This is a genomic window from Streptomyces sp. NPDC001933, from assembly GCF_042890955.1.
GTDB lineage: Bacteria > Actinomycetota > Actinomycetes > Streptomycetales > Streptomycetaceae > Streptomyces.
This window is the reverse complement of sequence record NZ_JBIASS010000011.1, coordinates 186,511-206,471: the sequence shown is the minus strand read 5'-3', so window position 1 is coordinate 206,471 and position 19,961 is coordinate 186,511. Positions and strand designations below refer to the sequence as shown.

At 70.7% G+C, this 19,961-nt stretch carries 19 protein-coding genes and 1 tRNA gene; 17 read left to right on the top strand and 3 right to left on the bottom strand.

The genetic code is table 11. The features are described 5' to 3' along the window. The first annotated feature begins 160 nt into the window (after positions 1-160). The 12 genes from ACFYY7_RS26155 (at position 161) to ACFYY7_RS26100 (ending at position 10,917) form a co-directional block, all read left to right on the top strand. Positions 161-1,279, top strand: a complete 1,119-nt coding sequence (locus ACFYY7_RS26155; RefSeq protein ID WP_388665035.1) for an inositol-3-phosphate synthase — start codon at positions 161-163, stop codon at positions 1,277-1,279. Next, positions 1,276-2,280 (top strand): SCO3242 family prenyltransferase, encoded by a 1,005-nt coding sequence (locus tag ACFYY7_RS26150; protein ID WP_388665033.1) that lies wholly within the window; start codon positions 1,276-1,278, stop codon positions 2,278-2,280. The genes ACFYY7_RS26155 and ACFYY7_RS26150 overlap by 4 nt, the downstream gene beginning before the upstream one ends. Then, positions 2,277-3,179 carry a sugar phosphate isomerase/epimerase family protein gene (locus ACFYY7_RS26145; RefSeq protein WP_388665031.1) on the top strand — a complete coding sequence of 301 codons (903 nt, stop codon included), beginning with the start codon at positions 2,277-2,279 and terminating at the stop codon, positions 3,177-3,179. Before ACFYY7_RS26150 ends, ACFYY7_RS26145 begins: the two co-directional genes overlap by 4 nt. A 49-nt stretch (positions 3,180-3,228) precedes the next feature. Then, a complete protein-coding gene (locus tag ACFYY7_RS26140) occupies positions 3,229-3,867 on the top strand; it encodes an EboA domain-containing protein (protein WP_388665234.1) in 639 nt (212 codons plus the stop codon). Then, a complete protein-coding gene (locus ACFYY7_RS26135) occupies positions 3,867-4,715 on the top strand; it encodes a TatD family hydrolase (RefSeq protein WP_388665029.1) in 849 nt (282 codons plus the stop codon). The genes ACFYY7_RS26140 and ACFYY7_RS26135 overlap by 1 nt, the downstream gene beginning before the upstream one ends. Positions 4,716-4,719: 4 nt before the next feature. Further along, positions 4,720-5,895 (top strand): metabolite traffic protein EboE, encoded by a 1,176-nt coding sequence (gene eboE, locus ACFYY7_RS26130; RefSeq protein WP_388665027.1) that lies wholly within the window; start codon positions 4,720-4,722, stop codon positions 5,893-5,895. After that, complete coding sequence (locus ACFYY7_RS26125) at positions 5,892-7,298, top strand: alkaline phosphatase family protein (protein WP_388665025.1); 1,407 nt, start codon at positions 5,892-5,894, stop codon at positions 7,296-7,298. The genes eboE and ACFYY7_RS26125 overlap by 4 nt, the downstream gene beginning before the upstream one ends. A gap of 31 nt (positions 7,299-7,329) precedes the next feature. Then, positions 7,330-8,361 (top strand): sugar phosphate isomerase/epimerase family protein, encoded by a 1,032-nt coding sequence (locus tag ACFYY7_RS26120; RefSeq protein WP_388665023.1) that lies wholly within the window; start codon positions 7,330-7,332, stop codon positions 8,359-8,361. A 126-nt stretch (positions 8,362-8,487) separates the two neighbouring features. Beyond that, complete coding sequence (locus tag ACFYY7_RS26115; RefSeq protein ID WP_388665021.1) at positions 8,488-8,652, top strand: hypothetical protein; 165 nt, start codon at positions 8,488-8,490, stop codon at positions 8,650-8,652. Continuing rightward, positions 8,623-8,710: transfer RNA gene (locus tag ACFYY7_RS26110), tRNA-Leu, on the top strand. Before ACFYY7_RS26115 ends, ACFYY7_RS26110 begins: the two co-directional genes overlap by 30 nt. Before the next feature lie 323 nt (positions 8,711-9,033). Continuing rightward, complete coding sequence (locus ACFYY7_RS26105; protein ID WP_388665019.1) at positions 9,034-10,515, top strand: HNH endonuclease; 1,482 nt, start codon at positions 9,034-9,036, stop codon at positions 10,513-10,515. Positions 10,516-10,596: 81 nt separating this feature from the next. Next, positions 10,597-10,917 carry a hypothetical protein gene (locus tag ACFYY7_RS26100; protein ID WP_388665017.1) on the top strand — a complete coding sequence of 107 codons (321 nt, stop codon included), beginning with the start codon at positions 10,597-10,599 and terminating at the stop codon, positions 10,915-10,917. 192 nt (positions 10,918-11,109) lie between these two features. Here ACFYY7_RS26100 and ACFYY7_RS26095 read toward each other — a convergent pair whose 3' ends face one another. Beyond that, the gene (locus ACFYY7_RS26095) at positions 11,110-11,502 is read right to left on the bottom strand and encodes a DUF4267 domain-containing protein (RefSeq protein ID WP_388665015.1); all 393 of its coding nucleotides are present in this window, start codon (positions 11,500-11,502) and stop codon (positions 11,110-11,112) included. A 327-nt stretch (positions 11,503-11,829) separates the two neighbouring features. Then, complete coding sequence (locus ACFYY7_RS26090; RefSeq protein ID WP_388665013.1) at positions 11,830-12,747, bottom strand: NADP-dependent oxidoreductase; 918 nt, start codon at positions 12,745-12,747, stop codon at positions 11,830-11,832. Between the two features lie 121 nt (positions 12,748-12,868). On the opposite strand from ACFYY7_RS26090, the gene ACFYY7_RS26085 reads away from it, so the two are divergent. Then, on the top strand, positions 12,869-13,318 hold the full coding sequence (locus ACFYY7_RS26085) for a winged helix-turn-helix transcriptional regulator (RefSeq protein ID WP_388665011.1): 450 nt from the start codon (positions 12,869-12,871) through the stop codon (positions 13,316-13,318). Positions 13,319-13,353: 35 nt separating this feature from the next. Here the strand turns inward: ACFYY7_RS26085 and ACFYY7_RS26080 are convergent, their stop codons facing one another. Then, positions 13,354-14,235, bottom strand: coding sequence for an NmrA family NAD(P)-binding protein (locus ACFYY7_RS26080; protein WP_388665009.1), 882 nt, complete (start codon positions 14,233-14,235; stop codon positions 13,354-13,356). Between the two features lie 103 nt (positions 14,236-14,338). On the opposite strand from ACFYY7_RS26080, the gene ACFYY7_RS26075 reads away from it, so the two are divergent. From ACFYY7_RS26075 to ACFYY7_RS26060, 4 genes are all read left to right on the top strand, one after another. Beyond that, complete coding sequence (locus tag ACFYY7_RS26075; RefSeq protein ID WP_388665007.1) at positions 14,339-14,953, top strand: TetR/AcrR family transcriptional regulator; 615 nt, start codon at positions 14,339-14,341, stop codon at positions 14,951-14,953. 459 nt (positions 14,954-15,412) lie between these two features. Further along, positions 15,413-16,429 carry a LacI family DNA-binding transcriptional regulator gene (locus ACFYY7_RS26070; RefSeq protein WP_388665005.1) on the top strand — a complete coding sequence of 339 codons (1,017 nt, stop codon included), beginning with the start codon at positions 15,413-15,415 and terminating at the stop codon, positions 16,427-16,429. After that, a complete protein-coding gene (locus ACFYY7_RS26065; protein WP_388665003.1) occupies positions 16,426-17,985 on the top strand; it encodes a sugar ABC transporter ATP-binding protein in 1,560 nt (519 codons plus the stop codon). The genes ACFYY7_RS26070 and ACFYY7_RS26065 overlap by 4 nt, the downstream gene beginning before the upstream one ends. Continuing rightward, positions 17,975-19,948, top strand: a complete 1,974-nt coding sequence (locus tag ACFYY7_RS26060) for a substrate-binding domain-containing protein (RefSeq protein ID WP_388665001.1) — start codon at positions 17,975-17,977, stop codon at positions 19,946-19,948. The genes ACFYY7_RS26065 and ACFYY7_RS26060 overlap by 11 nt, the downstream gene beginning before the upstream one ends. Positions 19,949-19,961 lie beyond the last annotated feature (13 nt).

The window sequence follows — 19,961 nt, the reverse complement described above, 5'->3', positions numbered from 1 at the left end:
CGGGGAAGGGGCCGCCCCTCCCCGCTCGGAGGGACCACCCCTCTCCGTCCGGAGGGACGCCCCTCCCCGCCCGCCGGCCCTGCCGGCCCCGCCCTCGCCCTTCCGTCGCACAGCGCCACCCGCTCTGCCCAGCCAGCACCCCCAGCCAGGGAGGCAGCCCGTGTCAGCACCCGCCGTACGTACCGGAGTCTGGTTCATCGGAGCACGCGGCTCCGTCGCCACCACCGCCACCGCGGGGTGCGCGGCGGTCGCGGCAGGGCTCCACCCGGCGGCAGGCATGGTCACCGAGACCCCACCCTTCACCGACAGCGGGCTGCCCCCACTCACCTCACTCGTCTTCGGCGGACACGACACGGCCGGATGCCCACTGCCCAAACGTGCCGAGGCACTGGCCGTCGGGGGAGTGCTGCCGCACGGACTCCCGTCGGCGGTGCGCGCCGAACTCGCCGCCGCGGACGCCGGGATCCGGCCCGGCGGACCACTGCCCGGCGACACCCGCGGAGACGAGGAACTCATCGCCGCCTTCGCCGCCGACCTCACCGACTTCACCCGCCGCAACGACCTGGCCAGGACGGTCGTCGTCAACGTGGCGTCCACCGAACCCCTCCCGGACCCCGGCGCACAACGGCTGCCCGCCAGCTCGCTCTACGCGGCCGCGGCGCTGCGGGCCGGCTGCCCCTACATCAACTTCACCCCCTCCACCGGGCTGCGCACCCCCGCCCTCCAGGACGCCGTCGCGGACTGCGGACTTCCTCACGCGGGCCGCGACGGCAAGACCGGTCAGACGCTGCTCCGCTCCGTACTCGCCCCGATGTTCGTGCAACGCGCCCTGCCCGTACGGGCCTGGTCGGGCACCAACCTGCTGGGCGGCGGAGACGGAGCGGCGCTGGCCGACCCGGGCGCGGCGGCCGCCAAGAACGCGGGCAAGGAACGCGTCCTCGCCGACACCCTGGGGACCGCCCCCGAGGGCGAGGTCCACATCGACGACGTACCCGCCCTCGGCGACTGGAAGACCGCCTGGGACCACATCGCGTTCGATGGATTCCTCGGTGCGCGGATGGTGCTCCAGACCACCTGGCAGGGCTGCGACTCGGCACTGGCCGCACCCCTGGTCCTGGACCTCGCCAGGCTGGTGGCCCGCGCCCACGAGCGCGGGCTGAGCGGCCCGCTGCCCCAGCTCGGCTTCTACTTCAAGGACCCGGACGGCGGTCCGGCCGCACTCTTCGAGCAGTATCAGGCGCTGCTCGCCTTCGCCGGGACGCTGCGGGGGGAACGATGACGGCACGCGCCTGGGCCGAACTGCTACGGGTTTCCGCGCTGTTCACCGTCCCCGGCGACGCGCTGGCGGGGGCGGCGGCGATCGGCCGGCGTCCCGACCGCGGAACCGTGCTCGCCGTCGGCGCCTCGCTCTGCCTGTACGAGGCGGGCATGGCGCTCAACGACTGGGCCGACCGCGAGGAGGACGCCGTCGACCGCCCGCACCGGCCGATCCCCTCGGGCCGGATCGCACCCGCTGCGGCGCTCGCGGCGGCGGGCGCGCTGACCGCCGCCGGGCTGGGGCTCGCCGGCCGGGCCGGCCGCCCGGCCCTCGCGGTGGCCACCGGACTCGCGGCGACCGTGTGGGCGTACGACCTCCGGCTGAAGCACACTCCGGCCGGGCCCGCGGCGATGGCCGCCGCACGCGCACTGGACCTGCTGCTCGGGGCCACCGCCACCGGAGGGGCCGGACGGACGACGGGGGCGGTGGCTCCGGTCGCGCGCGGCTCCGTTCTCGGCGCGCTTCCGGCCGCCGGTCTGCTCGGTGCGCACACCTACGCCGTCACCGCCGTCTCCAGGCACGAGGCACACGGCGGATCGACCACCGCCCCCCTCGCCGCGCTCGCGGCCGTCGCCGCACTGGGCGCGGCGGCGCTGCACACGCGGCAAGGGCGGCGCGAAGACCAGGAACCGGCCCCGCACACGGGATTCGGCGGGCAGGACGAGTCGCCCCGACCGCGTCCCTCGCACCGCTCACCCGCAACCCCGGCCCGCACCGCTTCCGGCCTCGTGCGCACCGCGCTCACCGGATCCTACGTCCGGACCGCCGCGGTTCCGCTCCTGCACGCCGCGCTCAACCCCTCCCCGGTGCTCACCCAGCGCGCCGTCGGCGGTGGTATCCGGGCGATGATCCCGCTCCAGGCCGCACTCGCCGCCCGCACCGGAGCGGTCGGCACGGCACTCGCCGTCATGGGACTCGTACCGATCGCCCGCACCCTCGCCCGGAAGGTGAGCCCGACATGACGATCCGCCTCGGCTACGGCACCAACGGGCTCACCGACCTCCGCCTGGACGACGCCCTCGGACTCCTCGCCGACCTCGGGTACGACGGGGTCGGCCTGACCCTCGACCACATGCACCTCGACCCCCTCGCCCCGGACCTCGCCGCCCGCACCCGCCACGCGGCGTCCCGGCTCCAGGAGCTGGGGCTCGGTGTCACCGTCGAGACCGGCGCCCGCTATGTCCTCGACCCACGCCGCAAGCACGGCCCCTCCCTCCTCGACCCGGACCCGGAGGCCCGCGCCGCCCGCACCCGGCTGCTCGTCCGGGCCGTCCAGGTCGCCGCCGACCTCGGCGCCCACGCCGTGCACTGCTTCAGCGGCATCACCCCACCGGACACCGCCCCCGACACCGCCTGGCAGCGGCTCACCGACTCCCTCGCCCCGGTCATCGAAGCCGCCGACCGCTCCGGCATTCCGCTGGCCGTCGAACCCGAGCCCGGACACCTCCTCGCCACGCTCGCCGACTTCCACCATCTGCGCGTCCTCAGCGGAGACCCGTCACCGCTCGGGCTCACCCTCGACATCGGCCACTGCCAGTGCCTGGAACCCGCCATGCCCGTCGACTGCATCCGCGAGGCCGCGCCCTGGCTGCGCCACGTCCAGATCGAGGACATGCGCCGCGGAGTCCATGAACACCTCCCCTTCGGCGAGGGCGAGATCGATTTCCCGCCCGTACTCGAAGCACTCGACACCCTCTCGGACACCGGCTACCAGGGCCTCACCGTCGTCGAACTGCCCCGCCACTCCCATGCCGGTCCCGAACTCGCCCGCAACTCGATCGACTTCCTCCGCAAACACATCCCATCAAGTCACAGCCCGTCGAAGCACAGTCCGTCGAAGCACAGCCCATCGAGGCGCTGAAACCGCCGAAGGGAGCGACGCCATGCCGATATCCCCGACGAACCCACCGATGCTGACCCGCAAGGACCTCGACGCACAGCTCGGCGGAGCCGCGCGCGCCTGGCTCGACGAGGCGCTCGCCGAGGCCGAACACGCAGCCTCCCACCAGGACACCGAGCAGCCCGGCAGCCCCTACGCCGCCCCACCGTGGGAACTGCGCTATGCCGCGGCCGGCCGGCAGTGCGGACTCGAACACGCCGACTCCGTACGCGCCCTCCTGCTCATCGAAGCCCGTGCCACGCTGCCCGCTCTGACCAGGCTCTACGAACAGGGCACCGCCGCCGAACGGCGCGCCGTCCTGCTCACCCTGCACCGGCTGGACCTCGGCCCCACCGCCCTTCCGCTCGTCGAGGACGCCCTGCGCACCAACGACACCCGGCTGATCGCCGCGGCCGTCGGCCCGTACGCCGCCACCCATCTCGATGCGCACAACTGGCGCCACGCCGTTCTCAAATGCCTCTTCACCGGTGTCGAAGTCGAAGCCGTCGGCCAACTGGCCCGACGCGCCCGGGGAGACGCCGAACTCGCCCGCATGCTGGGCGACTTCGCCGCCGAGCGCATCGCGGCGGGCCGCAGTGTCCCCGCCGGCCTCACCCGCGTCCTCGAACTCACCACCCCCGGTGCCGCCGCCCCCACGGAGGAGTCCTGATGCGCATCTTCGACCCGCACATCCACATGACCTCCCGCACCACGGACGACTACCAGGCGATGTACGACGCGGGGGTCCGCGCCCTCGTGGAACCCTCCTTCTGGCTCGGCCAGCCCCGCACCTCGCCCGCCAGCTTCTTCGACTACTTCGACGCCCTGCTCGGCTGGGAGCCCTTCCGCGCCGCCCAGTACGGCATCGCCCACCACTGCACGCTCGCCCTCAACCCCAAGGAGGCGAACGACCCGCGCTGCGTCCCTGTCCTGGACGCCCTGCCCCGATATCTCGTCAAGGACTCCGTCGTCGCCGTCGGCGAGATCGGCTACGACTCCATGACCCCGGCCGAGGACACCGCCCTGGCCGCCCAGCTCCAGCTCGCCGCCGACCACGGCCTGCCCGCCCTCGTGCACACCCCGCACCGGGACAAGCTCGCCGGGCTGCACCGCACCATCGACGTCATCCGCGAGTCCCGCCTTCCCCCGGAGCGGGTACTGCTCGACCACCTCAACGAGACGACCGTGAAGGACGCCAGGGACAGCGGCTGCTGGGCCGGCTTCTCCATCTATCCCGACACCAAGATGGACGAGGAACGCATGGTCGCGATCCTCAGGACCCACGGCACCGAGAAGGTGCTGGTCAACTCGGCCGCCGACTGGGGCCGGAGCGATCCGCTCAAGACCCGCAAGGTGGCCGACGCGATGCTCGCCGCCGGGTTCGACGACGACGACGTCGACAAGGTGCTCTGGCGCAACCCCGTCGAGTTCTACGGGCAGAGCGGCCGGCTCCAGCTCGGCACCGCCACGCCACAACCGCTCCATGAAGGCAACTCCATCCTGCGCGGCGGGGAGTGAGGCGATGCGCTTCCGCCATCCCGACGGCTCCATCGTCCACCTCTCGTACTGCACCAACGTCCACCCCGCCGAGACGCTCGACGGCGTCCGCGCCCAACTGCGCGACCACTGCGAACCCGTCCGCAGACGCCTCGGCCGGGACCGGCTCGGCATCGGCCTCTGGCTCGCCAGGGACGCCGCCCGCACCCTGATCAACGACCCGGCCGAGCTGCGGTCCCTGCGCGCCGAACTGGACCGCCGCGGCCTGGAGGTCGTCACCCTCAACGGCTTCCCGTACGAGGGATTCGGCGCCGACGAGGTCAAGTACCGGGTGTACAAGCCGGACTGGACGGACCCGGAGCGGCTCACCCACACCACCGACCTCGCCCGGCTCCTGGCCGGCCTGCTCCCGGACGACGCCACCGAAGGAACCGTCTCCACCCTCCCGATCGCCTGGCGCACCCCCTTCGCCTCGGACCCGGAAGCGGCCCGCACGGCACACACCGCGCTCACCACCCTCGGCGAACGCCTCGACGCACTCGCCGAACTCACCGGCAAATCCATCCGCATCGGCCTCGAACCCGAGCCGGGCTGCACCGTCGAGACCACCGCCGACGCCATCGCCCCGCTCACCGCCGTCGGACACCCACGCATCGGCATCTGCATCGACACCTGCCACCTCGCCACCTCCTTCGAGGACCCCGACACCGCCGTCGACGCGCTCGGCGCGGCGGGCATCCCGATCGCCAAGGCACAGCTCTCCGCCGCCCTGCACGCCGAACACCCCCACCTCCCCGAGGTACGCACCGCACTCGCCGCCTTCGCCGAACCCCGCTTCCTGCACCAGACCCGCACCCGTACCGCCGCCGGACTGCGCGGCACCGACGACCTCGACGAGGCCGTCACCGGCCGGGCCCTGCCGGACGGAGCCCCCTGGCGCGCCCACTTCCACGTCCCCCTGCACACACCACCCGAACCACCGCTCACCTCCACCCTTCCCGTACTCCGATCCGCACTGACCCGCCTGGTGGGCGGCGGACACCCTCTCACCAGGCACCTGGAGGTCGAGACGTACACCTGGCAAGCGCTCCCGGCCGCGCTTCGCCCCCGTACCCGCACCCAGCTCGCCGACGGCATCGCCGCCGAACTCACCCTCGCCCGCGACCTCCTGGTCGACCTCGGCCTCAAGGAGCTCCCATGACCACAGCCGAGCAGCCCGCCGGGACCGTCACACCCACCCCTCTCCTCGTCGTCGACGTCGTCGGCCTCACCCCGCAGCTCCTCGACCACATGCCGCAGCTCAAGGCCCTGGGGCAGTCGGGCACCCGTGCCCCCCTCGGCACCGTCCTCCCCGCCGTCACCTGCGCCGCCCAGTCCACCTTCCTCACCGGCAGCACCCCCGCCGAACACGGCATCGTCGCCAACGGCTGGTACTTCCGCGAGCTCGGCGACGTCCTGCTCTGGCGCCAGCACAACGGACTGGTCGCGGGCGACAAGCTCTGGGACGCCGCCCGCCGTGCCCACCCCGGCTACACCGTCGCCAACATCTGCTGGTGGTACGCGATGGGAGCCGACACCGACATCACCGTCACCCCGCGCCCCGTCTACTACGCCGACGGACGCAAGGAACCCGACTGCTACACCCGGCCACCCGCCCTGCACGACGAACTCACCGAGAAATTCGGCACATTCCCCCTCTTCCACTTCTGGGGTCCCGGCGCCGACCTCGTCTCCTCGCAGTGGATCATCGACGCGACCCGGCACATCCTCGACACCCGTCACCCCGATCTGGCCCTGTGCTACCTCCCGCACCTCGACTACGACCTCCAGCGCTACGGCCCCGACGACCCGCGCTCCTACCGGGCCGCGGCCGAACTCGACCGCGCCATGGCCCCCCTCCTGGACGACGCCCGCCGCGAAGGCCGCACCGTCGTCGCCCTCTCCGAATACGGCATCACCCGCGTGGACCGGCCCGTCGACATCAACCGGGCCCTGCGCCGCGCCGGCCTCCTGGAGGTCCACACCCAGGACGGCATGGAGTACCTGGATCCGATGGCCTCCCGGGCCTTCGCCGTCGCAGACCACCAGCTCGCCCACATCTACGTACGCCGCCCCGAGGACCTCGAAGCCACCCGCGAAGCTCTCCGGGACGTCCAGGGCATCGAGCAGCTCCTCGACGACGAGGGCAAGAAGGCACACGGCCTGGACCACCCGCGCTCGGGCGAGCTGGTCGCCATCGCGGAGCCGGATGCCTGGTTCACGTACTACTACTGGCTCGACGACGCCCGCGCGCCCGACTTCGCCCAGCTCGTCGAGATCCATCGCAAACCCGGCTACGACCCGGTCGAACTCTTCCTGGACCCCCAGGACCCGTACGTCAGGGTCAAGGCGGCAACGGCCGTCGCCCGCAAGAAGCTGGGCATGCGCTATCGCATGGCGGTCGTGCCGCTGGACCCTTCACCTATTCGCGGCAGCCACGGCCGCCTTCCGCAGAGCGACGAAGAAGGTCCGCTCATCCTGTGCTCCACCCCCCATGCGTTCACCGGCCCCGTCCGGGCCACCGAAGTGAAGTCCTTGCTTCTCGAGCTTGCCGGACTGCACTGACAACGTCCCGCCCCCCAGAAGGAGTTCCCCCATGAGCCGCCGCACCCCCGTCGACGCCGAACTCGCCCACAAACTCAGCCGACGCTCCATGCTCGGCGTGGCAGCCGGAGCCACCGCAGCCGCCCTCCTCGGCGCCGCCGCCCCGGCCGCCACCGCCCAGGGCAAGCCCCAGGGCGACCCCCTGCTGCCGCCCGGCCGTCTCGGAATCCAGCTCTACACCCTCCGCGACAAGGTCTCGACCCTCGGCTTCGACAAGGTCTTCGCCGAACTCGAGGCGTACGGCTACGACGAGGTCGAGTACGCCGGCTACACCCAGGGCTCGGCCGGCGCCATCACCCTCGCCCAGCTCAAGCAGCTCACCCGTGACCACGGGCTCAAGGGCATCGGCAGCCACGTCGGCTACTACGACAACAACAACCCCAATGCCTACACCTTCGCGCAGAACCTCACCAAGGTCCTCGACGACGCCCAGGCTCTCGGCCTCAAGCACGTCGGCACCGCCTCGGGGCCGTTCCGCTACGGATCGACGGTCGATGCCTGGAAGCGCGCCGCCGCCGACTTCAACGCCTACGGCGCCGCGGCCAGGGAGCGCGGCATGAAGTTCTACCAGCACAACCACGCCGAGGAGTTCTCCTTCGCCACCGACCGGCCCGGCGTCCGCCTCTACGACGTACTGCTCGCCGAGACCGATCCCGAGCTCGTCTTCCTCGAGATGGACATCTACTGGGCCTACGTCGGCCAGTTCCGGTTCGGCAAGCGGGCCGACGGCACCCCCGACACCTTCGACCCGCTGCACTACGTACTGAAGCAGCCCGAGCGATACCCGCTCTTCCACGTCAAGGACGGCGAGCACGACATCGCGGCCCGCGACGGCTACCGCATGGTGGACGTCGGGGACGGCGACATCGATTACAAGAAGTTCCTCTCCGCCGTCACCAGGACTCACGGCGGCCGCCGAGACCACCACTGGCAGGTGGAGCACGACCAGCCGATAGTCGACTCCTTCACCACGGCCCGCCGCTCGGCCGCCTACCTCCACACCCTGCGCCGGAAGGGCTGCTAGGACCCGCGCGTACGACGGTCCTCCTCGCAAGGGGGCGGGGAGGACCGTCGTCGTCCGTTCCTGATGCCGCGACCACCGGGCGGCCTTGCACTATGCGTACGGGTGTGACTACGGATCGTGGGTGGAGTGGGTGAGATGCCGCGGGATCACGTCGACCGGATCCGCCGCACCGCACTGACCACCGGAAATGCAGGTGAGAGCCACCCTGAACCCCTGGTATTGTTTTCCATGTCGCCGCGGGAAACCGAGGCCGACCACCTGGTCCGGGTGGCGGAATGGCAGACGCGCTAGCTTGAGGTGCTAGTGCCCTTTATCGGGCGTGGGGGTTCAAGTCCCCCCTCGGACACCAGTAGACCAGTAGAAACCCCAGTTCACCTGGGGTTTTTCTGTTTCTCCGGCTGTGGCGCGACCAGCCGCGTGACCAGCAGCCGAGCGAACTCCCTGGTCGGACCAGGGGTGACAGGCCGATCCGGCCGTCACGACGTGCGTGCGGTGCGTCACCTGGAACCTCGCATGCAAGGTCGCGGCCATGTGCGTTGTGGCATGGAGTCGCTTCGCCGAGCACGGCGAAGCAGTGACCGACGGGTGACCAGGAGTGCCCTGGTGCGCCGTTCGGGCCCGGGGCAGTCGCCGTGAACCCCGACTGTCAGAGGCGGCGGCTAGCGTGCGCCCATGAGCGATGACCAGCAGGAGCCGATGGCGGCTCGGTCCTCTCGCCCCGAGGCCATGCAGAACGCAGGCCCTGCTGGGCGGCCGGGAGACGATGCGAAGCCGAAGGGCATCGCGATGTATCACGACATGCGGGTCGAAGAGGACTTCACCAAGTGCGCCACCCGCCTCTTCTCGATCCTCAAGAAGGCCGCAGCGACAAGCCCCGGTGCCCCCCGTTACGTCTACCTCGACATCCAGGGGCACCGCAACGCCGCCGGTGACTATGACGCCGATGCCCTGGAGATCATCAACGAGTTCCTGCCGGGGTTCCTCGGCCCGTATCTCTCGGAGATCACCACACCGCTCTACCGCTTGAGGAACCCCGAGCCGCAACGCGAGGACATCCCTGACGTCCTCAACATTCGAGACCCCGACCGTGAACACTCCTACGACCACCGAGAGCTGCTCGTACGCAACCGGGACAGCAGTCCTGACGGGCGCCGGTCCAGACCCCCGGTCCGGGCCATCGCCGACTACCTCGGTCTCGATGAGCCGATCTGCCTGATCTGCTGGCAGGCGCCGGTGGAGAGGGCCCATGTAGTCCCGGAGTCGCTCGGCGGTTCCAACGATGTGCGCAACTTCGCCCTCCTCTGCCCGCGCCATCACCGCGATGCGCCCGATGTCGCGGACGCCGAGGCGTTCTGGTCCTGGGTCGACTATGCCTGTGAACGCGACGGCCATATGAAGTGGGAGGGCGTGGACCCGGAGGTGCTGGCGAACGCGGAACGCGTCGGCCTCCACATCGAGACGCGCGGACCGGTGCGGAAGAGCCTGCGTCATTTCGACCGGGTCCGTGACGAACTCATGCGTCACTACGGCTGGTGCCCGGAGGACTTCGCCGGCGGCTACCACTGGGGAGCGCTGATGGAGGAGTTCCACACGGTGATGGACTCGGCCACCAGCACTCACTTCAACGTTTCCAAGAAGGCATCCACCGAGGCATGGGCCTTCGAAGTGGCCCGCAGGCGCCTGAGGGACGGAGTTGCGGAGCAGGAGGCCGGCGATGACCGGTCGGCGGTGTCGAGCCGTCCGTCGGTTGAACTGGCGGAACGGGCGGTGCGCAAGTCGCCCGACAGCGATGGTGCGCAGAGCCTGGTCGATGCCGCACGGCGGGCCGGCATCGCGATCGAGGCGGCGGCACTCGTGCGCGACATCATCGGGTCGGCGGGGGCGTCCAGTGCCGAGGAAGTACTGCGGGGCATCAAAGAGGAGGTGGCGGTCCGCACCGCGCAATTCGAGCGGCTGAATGATGAGTTGGTGGGTCATACGGCCTGCCGGCACTGCGGCCACGCCATAGCCCGGATCGGGGACGCTGCCTGGCGTCACAGCGCTGCGGCGCCCATGTCCCGTGGCTGCCGTGCCGCGAGTTTCGACCGGGACGGCACTTGGGACGATTCCCTGGACCGAGCGTGGAAGGCGAGTCCGCCGAAGACGTATCGGTGAGCTGTTGCTTGTGTTGTGACCGCATGGGTTCGCCGGTCGATTCGGTCGAGAGAGGTCCAGCGGTCCGAGTAGCCTCGTCCTGTGGTGGATGAGGTGTACGTCCGGTATCGGGAAGACTCGAAGTTGCTGGCAGCGATCGGGGAGCATGTCGACGCCCAGGTCGGCCGTGTCACGGTGCGACTGCCCAGGGTTGTGGCGGAGGCCGCGGTGGACGCCTGGGAGCGTGACGAGTCGGGTGATCTCGGTGAGGAGACCCATGAGCAGTACGCGCTGCGGGACCGGGCTGGTGATCTGGCGCTGATCGGCCTTGTGATCTCGGAGCGTGGCCGCTGGGAGGGTGAGGAGGTCGTGATTGACCTGGATGTCGTCTCCGCGGGGGCAGCCGTGCGGGCGTCGCTGTAGTCAGGCCGCGGCGGCCACCGGTCTGCCGCCCCGGCGGAGGCCCTTCTCGATGCGGATGCAGGCGCGCGCGGTCGGCCGGACGCGCTTGCGCGCGACCGGCAACAACAGCTCCAGCACAGCCCGTCGACCCTCGGTCAGGATTCCCGTCCCGCACGACGCCCCCCCGGATCGAGATCCACTTTCGTGCGGACCTCAGGCGGCTGCCGGCCGCTCGCGCAGCAGCAGTCCCGCGGTCACGGCGACCGTCGCCGCAGCCAGTCCGTGGACGCCGTACGCGGTCGCCGCCGGGCCGCCTGCGTTCAGCACGATCAGCATGTCGCCGACCGGGACGACGGCCATGGCCGCCATGGCCACCCCGAGCGCCTTGCGCTGCCCGGCCGGCAGCAGCGCGAGTATCACCAGGCCGAAGCCGATGTCCCGCATGCCCTTGACCGCCAGGAAGCCCTCCCCCTGGTCCTGCGGCCAGGTCGGCAGCCCGAACCCCTCGGCCGTCGGCTGCGGTGCGAGCAGGAAGCTGAACCCGGTGTAGAGGAGGAACAGGCCGCCGAGGACGGCGAGGACGGTTGCGAGGCGCTTCATGGTCATGGCGGGACTCCTGAGGGTGTCGTACGGCGGGGCAGAACGGAACGGATCGACGGCGGGCATCGCATCGCCTCGCGAGGCATCGCAACCGCATCACTGACAGCAGGGAGCGGGCTGAGACTTCGTCTCTTGCCCCCGGGCGCCTCGGCGTTGTCCCGGCCGGCGTCGTGATGGCTGGGGCTGTTGCAGCTCGCCGGTGTCGGCGATGCCGCCGATGTCGTGGCCGGGCCGGCGGTCGGCTGCGCAGCAGGGACCGGTCCCTGGCGTTGGAGGCTTCCGGCGGGCAGGTGCCGGTGAGCCCGGTCGGCGGCGCACTCGGGGCCGGGCTGGTCAGGGGCAGATGACGTAGCGGCCGCGGAGGCCGCCCTTGGCGGTGGCCCGGTGGGCTTCGGCGGCCCGGTCCAGAGAGACGACCGCGTGGACGCGGGCCGAAAGTTCGCCCGAGGCGGCGCGGGCGAGGAGGTCGGCCAGTCGCGCGCTGTCGAAAGCGGTGACCACGGAGGCGACCGAGATCCCGCGCTCGGCGGGCGGTTCGAGGCCTGGCCGCAGCCCGACGTAGGCCCCGCCGTCGCGGACCAGCTTGAGCGCTTCTTCATTCAACTGGGCCGGGTCGACGGCTGCGTCCCATTCCGGCTCGGCGTGCGTGGTGAAGTCCGCGCCGAGGTCGCGGACGAACTCCTCGTCGCCGGTGCGGGCTAGCCCGGTCACCTGCCAGCCGCGCTCCCGGGCGAGGACGGCGACGTTCGCTCCGACCGCCCCCGCGGCGCCGGTCACCAGCAGCCGGGCGGCCCCGGCGGGCGCGTCGCCGAGGAGGTCGACGGCCTGCGCAGCGGCCAGCCCGTTGAGGGGGACCGTGGCCGCGGCCAACAGGTCCAGCTCACCGGGGACCTGGACGACGTCGGCCGCTGCGACCACGATCTGCTCGGCGTAGGTTCCGTAGTCGCGGTCGAAGCCGACCACCAGACCGGCCACCCGGGTGCCGACCGCCAGGTCGGCGCCCGGCCCGGCCGCGTCCACGACGCCGGCGAACTCCCAGCCCAGGCCCGTGTGCTCGGGCTGATCGACCAGCCCCATCGAGTGGAAGAAGCCCGCCGCGACGCCGAGATCGGTGGGGTTGACCGTCGCGGCGGCGATGGCGACGCGGATCTGGCCGGGGCCGGGATCGACGACGGGCACCTCGATGACCTCGATCGAATCGGGCCCGTTCGGGATGCGGACGACGGCGGTGCGGAAGGTGGCGGTGCCCATGGTTCTGTTCCTCTGCGGTGAGGTGATCGTTTCCGTGCTCCATGCTCGTTTCGTGGATTCCACGGCGGAAGAAGGCACTTGAAAGTGCGTAAGCTGCCGCCAGGTACGGAAGGGGATATCGATGTCGACGCAGACGGCGGCTCAGCAGCGGGCCGATGCGAAAGCGAGCTACAACGCGTTCATGGACGGCTGCCCCAGCCGCCAGTTGCTGGACCGCATCTCCGACAAGTGGGTCGCGTTGATCCTCGCGGCGCTCGGCAGCGACGGCCCGCACCGCCCCGGGGTCGACCACGAGGACGGGCCCCGGTCGATGCGCTATTCCGAACTGTCCCGCCGGCTCGCGGGCGCCAGCCAGAAGATGCTCACCCAGACCCTGCGCTCCCTGGAAGTCGATGGCCTGGTCACCCGTACCGTCACGCCCACCGTGCCCGTCACCGTCACCTACGAACTGACCGCCCTCGGTCTGTCCCTGAACCACGTCATGGCCGGCCTCAAGGACTGGGCCGAAACGCACATGACCGACGTACTCGCCCACCGCGAGGAACACCACCGCAGGGCAGCCGAACACTGAGCTTGCTGGTCCGGAACCACTGGTCCCGGGATTGTTCAGGGTGCCGATGGAATGGCGACGGCCCGCAAAGACTGCAGGTGGGCCACCAGGAAGTCGTCGAACGTTCGCGGCAGTTGGCCCGTGATGTCGCGGACCGTGGTCGTGGTCGTGGCCTGGGATCCGGCGGCGACCTCCTTGACCAGGAAGGCGAGATCCTCGGCGAACCGGCGCGGCAGACCCTGGTACGCCATGGCGGCGGCCAGAGCGTCGGGGGGCAGTTCCACACGGGCCACGGCCCGCCCCAGCGCGGACGAGATCCTGTCCGCGACCTCGGCGTCGGTGAGGGCCTCGGGGCCGGTGAGGACGAAGGTCTCTCCCTCGCCCCGCGGTTCTGTCAGCAGGACGGCCGCGCAGGCGGCTATGTCGTGGCAGTCGATGTGGGCGACGGGGGTGCTGCCGTAGGAGCTGATCAGATTTCCGTCAGGGGTGAATGCCCCCGGCGCGATGAAGTTCTGCATGAAGCCGGCGGGCTGCAGCAGCGACCAGGCGAGGCCGGACGCCTTCAGGTACTCCTCGATCTCCCAGTGCGCGCCCTGAGAGAGCTTCGCCCCCTGGCGGGCGTGCCAGACCGACACCTTCACCACATGGGTGACTCCAGCCCTGCGTGCCGCGTCGATCACGGTCTTCTGCCGGCGGATCAACGGCTGCTCCCAGTCCAGCGGCTGGGCGCCAGGACTGTTGAGGAACAGCTGGTCCGCGCCGACGATCGCCGCGGCGATCGAGTCCGGGTCGTCGAAGTCACCGACGACGAAGTCACAGTCCAGCGCCTGCCCCTTGGTCTCGTCACGGACCAGTGCCCGGAACGCCGTTCCGTCCTGGCGCAACCGGCGCACCAAAGACCTGCCGATGGAGCCGGTGGCACCCGTCACCAAGATCATGTGAGCCCCCTCAAGGATGCGGCGGCCCCCGGGCAACTAACCTGAGGGGCCCTCGAAAACGCTAACATGAGGATGCCTCGAAAAAACAAGGAGCGGAGAGAAGATGGCCGAGCCCTCGCGTCGCAAGCCGCGTGCCGACGCACGGCGCAACAAGGACCGCCTGCTGGCCGAGGCCGACGCGGTCTTTCGCAAGGACGGGACGGACGCGTCCCTGGAGAGCGTCGCCCGGCGGGCCGGCGTCGCGATCGGAACGCTGTACGGCCATTTCCCCAGCCGCCGCGCCCTGATCGGTTCACTGCTGCGTGAACGCAACCAGGCCCTCTTCGAGCACGGACAGGAACTGCTCACCAGCTCCGCACCCGCACGAGCGCTCGTCCGGTGGGTTCACGCGGTGGTCGAGCACGCTGCTGCCTACCAGGGGCTGGCCGCAGTGTTGGCCGACGGCCTGGACGACCGGGAATCCGAACTCCATGCCTCCTGCGTGCGCATGACCGACATCAGCGACCAGTTGATCGTCAACGCGCGAGAGGCCGGCGCCCTCCGACGTGACGTGACCGGTGCCGACATCTTCGCCCTGATGAACGCCGCCGCCTGGACCCGCGAGCACATGCCCCCCGAGCAGGCGGACCGGCTCGTGGCACTGACCATGGACGGCATGCTGACCCAGGCGCCGAGCAGGAGCGGAACGGTGGAACAGGGTCGCGGTCGGAACCCTTGATCACCGATGGGTCGGTCATCGGGGGCGCCGCGGACGAAGAACCGAAGACCGCACGCGCCGCCGCCATCGTCCGCGCACGTGGTTCATGCGCATAAGTGAGACGGCTTCGCCCCCCGTGGTTCATACGCATGAGTGCGGCGGCTTCGCCCCCCCCGTGCGCGACGCCTTCTCCAGCTGCGGCAGCGTCGACAGCCGCTCCTGCTCCGTCTTCCGCTTCGCCGTGCCCAGCAACCTGGTGGCCATGAGGATCTGGAACGGGTCCAGGGCCTCGTCGGCTCCTCGGCGAGCCTGCTCTCCGCCGCCCGCGCTTCCGTCACGCTCGTCACGATCCGGTCTCGGACAACGGGTGGGGGCTTGTTTTCGGCCATGTAATCGTTTCCAATCTTCCGTGTAATCGATTCCACGGGTTCGGCCCGCTGGTTTCGAGGCTCACGGAAACCACAAGGAGGTGGTCCGGACATGACGAGCATCAAGGACGTCGCGGCTCAGGCAGGGGTCTCTGTCGCCACGGTCTCCCGTGTTCTCAACAGTCATCCCTCCGTCAGCCCGGACGCGCGGACCCGGGTCCTCGCCGCCGTCGACGCCCTCGGCTACCGGCCCAACGCCGTCGCCCGCTCGCTGCGCACCGATCAGACGCGCACCCTCGGCCTGGTCATCAGTGATGTGCTCAATCCGTACTTCACCGAGCTGGCCCGCTTCGTCGAGGAGGAGGCCCGCGCCCTCGGCTACAGCGTCATCATCGGCAACGCCGACGAGCGGCCGGAGCTGCAGGACCACCACGTCCGTACGCTCCTCGACCGAAGGATCGACGGGCTCCTCGTCTCTCCCGCCGACGGCGACTCCCCGCTGATGGCGGACGTCGCGCGCGCCGGAACCCCGATGGTCTTCGTGGACCGCTGGATGCCCGGCGTCGACGTCCCCGTCGTACGCGCCGACGGCCGCCACGCGATCCGCGACCTGGTCGCCCATCTGTACGCGCTGGGCCGCCGCAGGCTCGCGATCATCGCCGGCCCCGCGGCCACCACCACGGGCGACGAGCGCGTCGAGGCCTTCCGCGAGGCGCTGCGGGCGCACCAGCTCGGCCTGCCGGAGGTCTACATCGGCCAGGGCGACTTCCAGGCGGACAGCGGCCGGCGCGTCACCGAACGCTTCCTGGCGCTTCCCGAGCCGCCCGAGATCGTCTTCGCCGCCGACAACCTGATGGCGCTCGGCGCGCTGGACGCCATCCGCGCCGCCGGCCTGCGTGTCCCGCAGGACATCGGGCTCGCCGCATTCGACGACATCCCGTGGTTCGTCCACACCGACCCGCCGATCACCGCGATCGCCCAGCCGACCGGCGAACTCGGCCGCGCCGCCGTCCGCGCACTGGTCGACCTCGTCGAGGGCCGGTCCCCGCAGTCCGTCACCCTCCCCGCCCGCCTCGTCGTACGCCGTTCGTGCGGCGAGCCCGCTTCGGACCAGAGGAGCAACTTGTGAGCAAGCCGGACGAGTTGCTGCGCATCGAAGGCGTACGCAAGACCTTCCCCGGTGTGGTCGCGCTGGACAGCGTCGACTTCGACCTGCGCAGCGGCGAGGTGCATGTCCTGCTCGGCGAGAACGGAGCGGGCAAGAGCACCCTCATCAAGATGCTCTCCGGTGCCTACCGCCCGGACAGCGGGCGGATCTTCGCCCAAGGGCGCGAGGTCCGCATCCACGGCGCGCAGGACGCCGAACGGCTCGGCATCGCGACGATCTACCAGGAGTTCAACCTGGTGCCCGATCTGACGGTCGCCGAGAACATCTTCCTCGGCCGGCAGCCGCGCCGTTTCGGGATGATCGACCGCCGCCGCATGGAGGCGGACGCCGAGGTGCTGCTGCGCCGGGTCGGCCTGCACGTCTCGCCGAAGGCCAAGGTCCGTGAACTGGGCATCGCCAGGCTCCAGATGGTGGAGATCGCCAAGGCGCTCAGCCTGGACGCGCGTGTCCTGATCATGGACGAGCCGACCGCGGTCCTCACCTCGGAAGAGGTCGACAAGCTCTTCCGGATCGTGCGGCAGCTGCGCGAGGACGGGGTCGGGGTCGTCTTCATCACCCACCACCTCGAAGAGATCGCGGCGCTCGGCGACCGGGTCACGGTGTTGCGCGACGGCCGGAGCATCGACCAGGTCCCGGCCTCGACGCCCGAGGCGCAGCTCGTACAGCTGATGGTGGGACGCAGCATCGACCAGCAGTACCCCCGTGAACGCCCGGAGACCGGCGAGCCGTTGCTCGCGGTGCGCGGTCTGACCCGCAACGGTGTCTTCCACGACATCAGCTTCGAGGTGCGGGCCGGTGAGGTGGTCGGTCTCGCCGGTCTCGTCGGCGCGGGCCGTACCGAGGTCGCCCGGGCCGTCTTCGGCGCCGACCCCTACGACGGCGGCACCGTCGACGTGCTCGGCGAGCGGCTGGCCAAGCACGATGTCACCGCCGCGATGGGCGCCGGGATCGGCCTCGTGCCCGAGGACCGCAAGGGGCAGGGCCTGGTGCTCGACGCCTCGGTGCAGGAGAACCTCGGCCTGGTCACCCTGCGTTCGGCGAGCCGCTCCGGACTCGTCGACCTCAAGGGGCAGCGCCTGGCCGCCGCCCGGATCGCCGAACAGCTCGGCGTACGGATGGCGGGTCTCGGCCAGCACGTCCGTACGCTCTCCGGCGGCAACCAGCAGAAGGTCGTCATCGGCAAGTGGCTGCTCGCCGACACCAGAGTGCTGATCCTCGACGAGCCGACCCGCGGCATCGACGTCGGCGCCAAGGTCGAGATCTACCAGCTCATCAACGAACTGACCGCATCGGGCCACGCGGTTCTGATGATCTCCAGCGATCTGCCCGAAGTCCTCGGCATGAGCGACCGGGTGCTGGTCATGTCCCAGGGCCGGATCGCCGGAGAGCTCCCCGCGCACGAAGCCACCCAGGACGCCGTGATGGCCCTCGCCGTCAGCACGGCCCCCATGACACACCTGCCGGCCGACCCGACCGGTCCGGCAGCGAACGAAGAGGAGAGCCCCCGTGGCCACTGACACGCTCAAGAGCGATACGGGCGCCAGTGGCGCCGCAGGGCGCACCGTCCGCCGGCTCCTGCTCGACAACGGCGCCCTGAGCGCCCTGGTCGTACTCCTGGTCGCGATGTCGCTGCTCTCCGGCGACTTCCTGACCACGCAGAACCTGCTGAACGTCGGTGTACAGGCCGCCGTCACCGCGATCCTCGCTTTCGGTGTCACCTTCGTCATCGTCTCGGCGGGCATCGATCTGTCCGTCGGCTCGGTGGCCGCGCTCTCCGCGACGGTCCTCGCCTGGTCGGCCACCTCGCAGGGGCTGCCGGTCTGGCTGGCGCTCGTCCTCGCCGTCGTCACCGGCATCGCCTGCGGCTTCGTCAACGGGGCCCTCGTCTCGTACGGCAAACTGCCGCCGTTCATCGCGACCCTGGCGATGCTGTCGATCGCGCGAGGTCTGTCCCTGGTCATCTCCCAGGGGAAGCCGATCGACTTCCCCGGCTCGGTCTCCGTGCTCGGCGACACGCTCGGTGGCTGGCTGCCCGTCCCCGTCCTCGTGATGGTCGTGATGGGACTGGTCGCGGCGCTGATCCTGGCCCGCACCTACATCGGCCGTTCGATGTACGCGATCGGCGGCAACGAGGAGGCGGCCCGCCTCTCCGGACTGCGCGTCAAGCGGCAGAAGCTGGCCATCTACGCACTCTCCGGGCTCTTCGCCGCCGTCGCGGGCATCGTTCTCGCGTCCCGGCTGACCTCCGCGCAGCCGCAGGCCGCGCAGGGGTACGAACTCGACGCGATCGCCGCGGTCGTCATCGGCGGCGCCAGCCTGGCCGGTGGTGTCGGGAAGGCGTCCGGGACGCTGATCGGCGCGCTCATCCTCGCCGTGCTGCGCAACGGGCTGAACCTCCTCTCCGTGTCGGCCTTCTGGCAGCAGGTCGTCATCGGTGTCGTCATCGCCCTCGCGGTGCTGCTGGACACCGTCCGCCGCAAGGCCGGATCCGGAGCCGTCGCACCGGGCGGTTCGTCCGCCGCGCCGGGCTCGCCGGGATCCGGCCGAAAGGGGGCGGGCGCGGTCAAGTTCGGCATCGCCGCACTGTGCGTGGCCGTCGTCGTGGGCGCGGTGTCCTACTTCAACTCCGGTTCCTCCGGCGGCAACACCAAGGTGGGCATGTCGCTCTCCACTCTCAACAACCCCTTCTTCGTGCAGATGAAGGCGGGCGCGCAGGCGGAGGCGAAGACGGCCGGGGTCGACCTCACCGTCACCGATGCGCAGAACGACGCCTCGCAGCAGGCCAACCAGCTCCAGAACTTCACGAGTTCGGGCGTGAAGTCGATCATCGTCAATCCGGTGGACTCGGATGCGGCGGGCCCCGCCGTCCGGGGCGCCAACAAGGCGGACATCCCGGTGGTCGCCGCCGACCGAGGGGTCAACAAGGCACGGACCGCGACGCTCGTGGCATCCGACAACGTCGCCGGTGGCAGGCTCGCCGCCAAGGCGCTGGCCGACCGGCTCGGCGGCAAGGGCAGCATCGTCGTGCTGCAGGGGACGGCCGGTACCTCGGCCAGCCGTGAGCGCGGCGCGGGCTTCGCCGAGGGGCTCAAGGCGTATCCGGGCATCAAGGTCGTGGCCAAGCAGCCGGCGGACTTCGACCGCACGAAGGGGCTGGACGTCATGACCAACCTGCTCCAGTCCCACCCCGGGATCACCGGTGTCTTCGCCGAGAACGACGAGATGGCGCTCGGTGCGGTCAGGGCGCTCGGCAGCAAGGCGGGCAAATCGGTCTCCGTCATCGGATTCGACGGAACTCCCGACGGCCTGAAGGCGGTCGGTGCGGGCACGCTGTACGCGTCCGTGGCCCAGCAGCCGAAGGAACTGGGCCGGATCGCCGTGCAGAACGCGGTGAAGGCCGCTGAGGGCAAGAAGGTCGACAGCATGGTGAAGGTGCCGGTCAAGGTCGTCACCAAGAACAACGTCGCCGATTTCTCCTGAACCGCGCCCCCTC

Bases quoted from the DNA above. Each gene is read 5' to 3' on its own strand.
- ACFYY7_RS26120 (WP_388665023.1), top strand. From the start codon at position 7,330: ATGAGCCGCCGCACCCCCGTCGACGCCGAACTCGCCCACAAACTCAGC.
- ACFYY7_RS26090 (WP_388665013.1), bottom strand. From the start codon at position 12,747: ATGGGCACCGCCACCTTCCGCACCGCCGTCGTCCGCATCCCGAACGGG.
- ACFYY7_RS26145 (WP_388665031.1), top strand. From the start codon at position 2,277: ATGACGATCCGCCTCGGCTACGGCACCAACGGGCTCACCGACCTCCGC.
- ACFYY7_RS26140 (WP_388665234.1), top strand. From the start codon at position 3,229: ATGCTGACCCGCAAGGACCTCGACGCACAGCTCGGCGGAGCCGCGCGC.
- ACFYY7_RS26085 (WP_388665011.1), top strand. From the start codon at position 12,869: ATGTCGACGCAGACGGCGGCTCAGCAGCGGGCCGATGCGAAAGCGAGC.
- ACFYY7_RS26070 (WP_388665005.1), top strand. From the start codon at position 15,413: ATGACGAGCATCAAGGACGTCGCGGCTCAGGCAGGGGTCTCTGTCGCC.
- ACFYY7_RS26150 (WP_388665033.1), top strand. From the start codon at position 1,276: ATGACGGCACGCGCCTGGGCCGAACTGCTACGGGTTTCCGCGCTGTTC.
- ACFYY7_RS26075 (WP_388665007.1), top strand. From the start codon at position 14,339: ATGGCCGAGCCCTCGCGTCGCAAGCCGCGTGCCGACGCACGGCGCAAC.
- ACFYY7_RS26135 (WP_388665029.1), top strand. From the start codon at position 3,867: ATGCGCATCTTCGACCCGCACATCCACATGACCTCCCGCACCACGGAC.
- ACFYY7_RS26095 (WP_388665015.1), bottom strand. From the start codon at position 11,502: ATGACCATGAAGCGCCTCGCAACCGTCCTCGCCGTCCTCGGCGGCCTG.
- ACFYY7_RS26105 (WP_388665019.1), top strand. From the start codon at position 9,034: ATGAGCGATGACCAGCAGGAGCCGATGGCGGCTCGGTCCTCTCGCCCC.
- eboE (WP_388665027.1), top strand. From the start codon at position 4,720: ATGCGCTTCCGCCATCCCGACGGCTCCATCGTCCACCTCTCGTACTGC.
- ACFYY7_RS26080 (WP_388665009.1), bottom strand. From the start codon at position 14,235: ATGATCTTGGTGACGGGTGCCACCGGCTCCATCGGCAGGTCTTTGGTG.
- ACFYY7_RS26125 (WP_388665025.1), top strand. From the start codon at position 5,892: ATGACCACAGCCGAGCAGCCCGCCGGGACCGTCACACCCACCCCTCTC.